Source organism: Arhodomonas sp. KWT (assembly GCF_010993615.1).
The window spans coordinates 14,371-16,323 of the sequence record NZ_WNXE01000060.1 but is presented as its reverse complement, the minus strand read 5'-3'; the positions used below and the strand labels follow the sequence as shown (position 1 = coordinate 16,323).

Genomic DNA, 1,953 nt, shown 5'->3' with positions numbered 1-1,953 from the left:
ATGCGCGTGGACCTGCGCAGCCGCTCGGCGGCGGACCACCTGCGCGCGGCCGCCGCGATGCTGGACGACGTGGGGACCGGAACCGGGGTGAACCTGGGCGTGATCCTCCCGGACGACGCCGAACCGCGGGCGGCCCTGCAGTGGCTCGCGGACACCCTCGAGGAACTCGGCATGGCGCCGTCCGGGGTGCTGGCACTGCCGGCAGCCTATCTCAGGAGCCACCAGCCCGACGGCCAGTGGCCGGGGACGGCGACGCCGGACGCCGTGACCGAGGCGGTGCGCGGGGTGTTTCCCCACGCCGCCGCCGGCGGCGGTATGCTCACCTACTTCACCGAGCTGAACCGCTGCCCGCCGCGCGGACGGATCGACTTCCTGACCCACGCCACGGCGGCGATCGTGCATGCCGCGGACGACGTCTCGGTGATGGAGACCCTGGAGGCTCTGCCCCACGTGTTCCGTTCAGCCCGGGCCATGGTGCCGACGGGAACGCCGTACCGGGTCGGCATGAGCGCGATCGGCATGTGGAGCAACCCCTACGGCGTGCGCACCTTCGACAACCGGGACCGGCTGCGGGTGCCGATGGCGCGCAACGACCCGCGCCAGACCGCCCAGTTCGCCGCGGCCTGGAACCTCGGCTACTACGCCCGTGCCCGTGCCGCCGGGGTCGACGCGGTGGCCCTGTCGTCGCTGGGCGCCCCTTTTCCGACGATGGACGCACGGGGGTTATACCCGGTGTTCCACGTACTCCGGGGGCTCGCCCGCGCACCGCGGGACCGGGGAGTCGGCACCGCAACCGGGGACCCGCAGCGCGTCGACGCCGTCGCCTGGACGCGGACCGACGGCCGCGCGGAGCTCTGGATCGCGAACCGCCGGCCGGAGACCACCCTGGTGCGGATCGAGGGGCTCGACGTGAAGGAGGTGCAGTGTCTGGACGCGACGGTGGCGGCGAGCGCCCGCGGGGCCCGGGACTGGATGGACCGCACCGCCGCCATGGCAGTGCCGGAGGCGACCCTGCCGCCCTACGGCGTACGCCGCGTCATCGGCACGGCACCCGGGCAAGAGGTCTAGCGCTCGCCCCGGGCGCGGGCCGTGTACAGGGAGCTGGCGCGGGTGAGATGGTCCGTCATCGCCTGGGCGGCGCCGTCCGGGTCGTTCGCCTTGACCCGCTCAAGGAGCTCGTAGTGCTCCTTGAGCGTCACGTCCTCGGCGCCGGGGAAACTGACCATGTCCACATGGAACTCGGAAAGCCACTGCAGCATGGCCTGGGACACCGCCGCATAGATGGGATTGCCGGGGATCTCGGCGATGATGCGGTGAAAGCGCATGTCCGCCTCGATGAACGTCCGGCCCTTGCCGAGGTTGCGCTCCATCTCGCGGACCGCCTCCTCCAGCCGGGCGACGTCATCGGGCCCGGCCCGCTCGGCGGCGACACGGATCATCCCCACCTCGAAGAAAAGCCGCGCCTCCTTGAGGTGATCGACGTTCTTCGGGAAGGTCGAGAGCAGATACCGCGCCGAGCGGTCGATCTGGTTGATCATCGACTGGGCGGTGACGGCGGTCACCCGCGCCCGTTCACCATGCTGAATGGTGATCATACCCATGGAGGCCAGGCTCTGGAGCGCCTCGCGCACCGCCGGCCGGCCGACGTTGAAGGTCTCCATGAGCTCACGCTCCGAGGGCATCTGGTCGCCGGCCTTGAGCTGGCCACTCTCGATCAGATCCACGAGCCGCTCCAGCACCTCGTCGGAGAGCTTCCTGCGGGCAATCGGGGTCGACTTGATCGTGCTCATCCACTCGCTCCTGTTCACCGGACCGCGCCGTTTCAAGCAGGATGGCCGGCGTCTCCCGTCCGTAACGGGATACATCGGCCCGCCGTCCCTGCGCGCGCAGGTCATCATACCATGTGTGCTGATTATATAAGTTAACCGGGGACATCAGCAGTCCTGCCGGCTC

Annotated in this window: 2 protein-coding genes; one reads left to right on the top strand and one right to left on the bottom strand. The window is 70.3% G+C overall.

Going from position 1 to position 1,953, the window contains the following annotated elements; translation table 11 throughout:
• A partial coding sequence (locus G7A99_RS10770; protein ID WP_205599807.1) for a hypothetical protein occupies positions 1-1,068 on the top strand: 1,068 nt, incomplete at its 5' end.
• On the opposite strand, the gene G7A99_RS10765 is transcribed toward G7A99_RS10770, so the two are convergent.
• Positions 1,065-1,790, bottom strand: a complete 726-nt coding sequence (locus tag G7A99_RS10765) for a transcriptional regulator NanR (RefSeq protein ID WP_163140105.1) — start codon at positions 1,788-1,790, stop codon at positions 1,065-1,067. The genes G7A99_RS10770 and G7A99_RS10765 overlap by 4 nt on opposite strands.
• Positions 1,791-1,953 lie beyond the last annotated feature (163 nt).